Source organism: Candidatus Glassbacteria bacterium (genome assembly GCA_019456185.1).
GTDB lineage: Bacteria > Gemmatimonadota > Glassbacteria > GWA2-58-10 > GWA2-58-10 > JAJRTS01.
This window is the reverse complement of record VRUH01000108.1, coordinates 1-4512: the sequence shown is the minus strand read 5'-3', so window position 1 is coordinate 4512 and position 4512 is coordinate 1. Positions and strand designations below refer to the sequence as shown.

The window sequence follows — 4512 nt, the reverse complement described above, 5'->3', positions numbered from 1 at the left end:
CGAGATCCGCATCCGGCCGCCCTCGCTGGACAGGGTCTCCTTGAGTTCGGCCAGCAGGGCGCCGAGGAAGCGGCGGACCGCGTCTTCACTGGGGGCGCTCGGGATCGAGCCCGGAGAAATCCTCACCTTCCGTAAGGACCCGGAAATCACCGGCAAGGTTGTCGATGAAAAGAAAGTCGACTTCGAAGGAGAGGTAACCAGCCTTTCACGTTCCGCCCTTACCATCGTGTAACGAATGGGTTACGAATGGACCGACGTTAGCGGCTGGGACTACTAGGAATATAAAGGACGTCGCCTTTGCAACATCTGGGCCGAGGCGATGGAAGACTAGGGGCGCCCAAAGCACATGAGTGAGGGGAACAAGCAGATAGAGGCGTTTATCGACCGCTGGGGGAAGGTCAGCGGCAAGGAACGCACCTACTATCAGGTCTTCCTAAACGAGCTCTGCGATCTTATCGGCGTCGAAAAGCCGGGAGCCGAGGGCGGCGACGACTATTGCTATGAGCGCACCGTTACCGCGCGGCGAATCGAGGGACCGGAACCGTCCAATTTCATCGACCTCTACAAGCGGGACTGTTTTGTCCTGGAGGCCAAGCAAAGCCGCAAGCGCGAGCGTTTAGCTATGGAGGCCAGACAGCTTTCCCTCGGCGTTGGAGAGCAAACAGGACAGCAAGGCAGGCGGGGGAGCGGTCAATGGGATACCCTGATGCGCAACGCCCGCGAGCAGGCAGAACGGTACGCCAAAAGCCTTCCTTCCGAAGAGGGGTGGCCGCCGTTTCTGGTGATCGTCGATGTGGGGCATGTAATCGAGCTTTACGCCGATTTCTCTTTGCAAGGAAAACATTACGCCCAATTCCCGGATCGTCAGTCCTTTCGCATCTATCTTGAGGACCTGCGCGACGAGACGGTGCGCGAGCGCCTGCATCATGTCTGGACCGATCCGCAAGTCTTGAACCCGGCCCGGCGCACGGCGGAGGTAACCCGCGAGATCGCCGAATTGCTCGCCAAGCTCTCCAAATCCCTGGAAACCCGAATGATCAGGGCGCTGCCCGACAAGCAACGCCCCGGCGACCTGATCGGCGACAAACGGGACATCGCGGGAAAGGTGGCGCTGTTCCTTATGCGTTGCCTCTTCACCATGTTCGCCGAGGACGTGGGGCTGCTGAAGCGCGATTGCTTCACCAAGCTGCTCAAGGATTACAAAGGACGCGCCGACAAGCTGCATTTCGCGCTTCAACACCTTTGGCAGGCCATGAACCAGGGCGGCTATTCAACCGAACTGATGGAGGATGTTGCCCGTTTCAACGGTGGTCTCTTCAAGAACTCGACCGCCCTGAAAATCACCGAGGAGGACTTGGACCTTTTGACCATCGCCGCCATTCGAGATTGGAAGGACGTTGAACCCGCTATCTTCGGAACCCTTCTCGAAAACGCCCTCGATCCCGGCGAACGGCACAAGCTCGGTGCTCATTACACGCCACGGGTCTATGTGGAGCGCTTGGTGGTGGAGACCGTTATCGAACCGCTAAGAGCCGATTGGCGCGACGTACAGGCGGCCGCCGCGCAATTGGCCGAGGCTGGAAAGGCGGCAGAAGCCCGCAAGTTGGTCAAGGATTTCCACCGGACACTTTGCGAGACTCGGGTTCTCGATCCCGCCTGCGGCACCGGCAACTTCCTCTATGTGTCGCTGGAGTTGATGAAGCGCCTGGAAGGCGAAGTCATCGAGGCACTCGCCGACCTAGGCGTTACCCAGGCCAACTTGGAACTGGACCGCCACACTGTGGACCCTCACCAGTTCCTGGGCCTGGAGATCAATCCCCGCGCCGTGGCCATCGCCGAACTGGTTCTCTGGATCGGGTATTTGCAGTGGCATTTCCGTACACGCGGCAAGACCATGCCTGCCGAACCGGTACTCAAGAACTTCGCCAACATCCGCGAACAGGACGCCATTATCCAATATGACAAATGGGACGTGCTGCGCGACGAGAGCGGTCGGCCCGTCACCCGCTGGGACGGCGTGACCTACAAATTGCACCCTATTACGGGCGAGGAAATTCCAGATGAAGAAGCCCGAACCGAGCTTCGAACCTACCTCAACCCACGCCCTGCCACCTGGCCCCAAGCCGATTTCATCGTAGGCAACCCGCCGTTCATCGGCGGCAAGGACATGCGCCGCGAATTGGGGGACGGTTATGCCGAAGCCTGCTGGTCTTGCCGAAATCATATCCCGGGTGGAGCCGATTTCGTTATGCATTTTTGGGACAAGGCGGCGGAGACTGTTCGCGCCAAGAAAGCTCGCCGCTTTGGCCTGATCACCACAAATTCCGTTACCCAAAAATTCTCCCGTCGTGTGATCGAACATCACTTGAACGCCAGAAAACCCTTGTCTCTTGCCATGGCCATCCCCGATCACCCGTGGATGAAATCCGCCGACAAATCCGCCGTGCGTATCGCCATGACCGTTGGCGTGGCGGGCGCAAAGAGCGGCGCGCTAAAATTGGTGATCGGGGAATCAGACCTCAATAGCGATTCTCCGGGGGTGACATTGAAGGAGCGACGCGGGAAAGTCGCGCCGGACCTGCGGATCGGCGCCGACGTGACTTCGAGCAAACCGCTTCGCGCCAACGAAAAACTTTGCAGCCCTGGCGTTAAACTTCATGGCGCCGGTTTTATAGTCACGCCCCAGGAAGCGGCGGGGTTGGGGCTGGGTAAGGTTCCGGGGCTGGATGAGCACATTCTCCATTATCGCAACGGTAGGGATTTGGCTGCTCGCCCGCGCGGGGTGATGGTCATCGACCTGTTTCCCCTTACCGAATCCGAGGTCCTTGATAGCTTCCCCGCTGTCTATCAGTGGGTGGCGGATCGAGTGAAGCCGGAGCGAGAACAAAATCGAGAGAGATTCAGGCGTGAATATTGGTGGTGGTTTGGCCGACGTCATACAGATTTACGCCACTTTCTCAAAGGCCTCCCGCGCTACATCGCCACGGTCGAAACCTCCAAGCACCGTTTTTTTCAGTTCCTCGACGCCTCGATCCGGCCAGATAACAAGCTAGTCAATATCGGTATAGACGATGCATTTCACCTGGGTGTTTTGTCGTCTCGTATCCACGTGGCCTGGGCATTAGCCGCTGGAGGTCGTTTGGGGGTTGGTAATGATCCAGTCTACGTAAAAACCTCTTGCTTCGATCCCTTCCCGCTCCCCGAACCACCCGAAGAACTGAGAACGCGAATCCGCTCACTCGGCGAGCGTTTGGATGCGCACCGCAAGAAGGTGCTGGAGGACCACAAGCAGCTGACCATGACCGGCCTCTATAACGTTATGGAGAAGGTGAGGACCGGAGAGACCTTGAGCGAGGCCGAAAAGGATGTCTATGACGCCGGACTGGTTGGGGTGTTGCGTCGAATTCATGACGATTTGGACAAGGCGGTTGCGGAGGCCTACGGCTGGTCCTTCGATCTATCGGACGAGGGCATCCTCGAACGCCTCGTCGCCCTCAACCACGAACGCGCCGAGGAGGAGAAGAAAAGCAAGGTCCGCTGGCTGCGTCCCGAGTTCCAGGCGCCGAAGGAAGTGGAAAAGGCCGCGCCGAAGGCAGAGCAGTTGATGGCCGATCTCGTAGTGGCGGAAAAAGGGGTCAAAAAGACCTCGCTTCCTCGGGCTCTGCCGGAACAGGTTGCCGCCATCCGCGCCGTGCTGGAAAAACAGGAAGCCCCTATTACCGCTCTCGATCTCGCCCGGTATTTCCGCCAGGGCAAGAAGGTGGAAAAGAAGGTAGAAGAACTTCTCTCCACCTTGGCCCTCCTTGGTCAGGCCGTAAAAATCAACGACTGCTATATCTTGTCTGAATAGTCAAAAGTTGGTGACGCTGGTATCAGGCCACGTCAGGTGCTGGGAGCATTTCGCCGGGCTCAGGCGGTATAGGATTCGATCCGCTTGATGATGTCGGCGAGGGCCACGCAGGCGTCGACTCCGTGGCGCCGCGAGATCCGCATCCGGCCGCCCTCGCTGGACAGGGTCTCCTTGAGTTCGGCCAGCAGGGCGCCGAGGAAGCGGCGGAAGGAGGCTTCGTTGAACCGCCACACGGCCTCGTCGGGGTTGCGGCCGCTGGCCACCGGGGGCAGGTGGGCGTTGATCAGTTCGATAAACCAGGCGGCGCGCCTTTCCAGGTCCTCGAAGTGGAAGGCGATGGCGACCTGGGCGTCCAGGGTCACCACCTTGGCCTCCGCGTCGGCATGGACCTCGGCCCAGTCGAAGTCTTGGTCGCGGTCGCCCCGGATCCTCTTGACGGTCCGCCGGCACCGTTCCTGGTATTCCTCGACCGCCTCCGGGCCCAGCATCATGTTCATCGCCATCAGGAAGCCGGGCATGATGCGCCGCGAAACGCTGTCGTCGCGTTGCAGCAGGTTGTCCTCGTCGAACAGGTGGGAGAACTTCTCGATCATCAGGCGGTCGAAGGGGTAGTTGCGGACCTGTTCCCAGGCCGCGCGCTGGCGGGTCCGGGCGTAGTCCTC

Annotated in this window: 1 protein-coding gene; it reads left to right on the top strand. The window is 59.5% G+C overall.

The annotated features are described in order from the left end of the window. Positions 1 to 346: 346 nt before the first annotated feature. Positions 347 to 3850 (top strand): class I SAM-dependent DNA methyltransferase, encoded by a 3504-nt coding sequence (locus tag FVQ81_18075; protein MBW7998440.1) that lies wholly within the window; start codon positions 347 to 349, stop codon positions 3848 to 3850. Positions 3851 to 4512: the final 662 nt, after the last annotated feature.

What these genes read in the sequence shown, in the direction of transcription:
- FVQ81_18075 (MBW7998440.1), top strand. Translation starts at nt 347, where the DNA reads ATGAGTGAGGGGAACAAGCAGATAGAGGCGTTTATCGACCGCTGGGGG.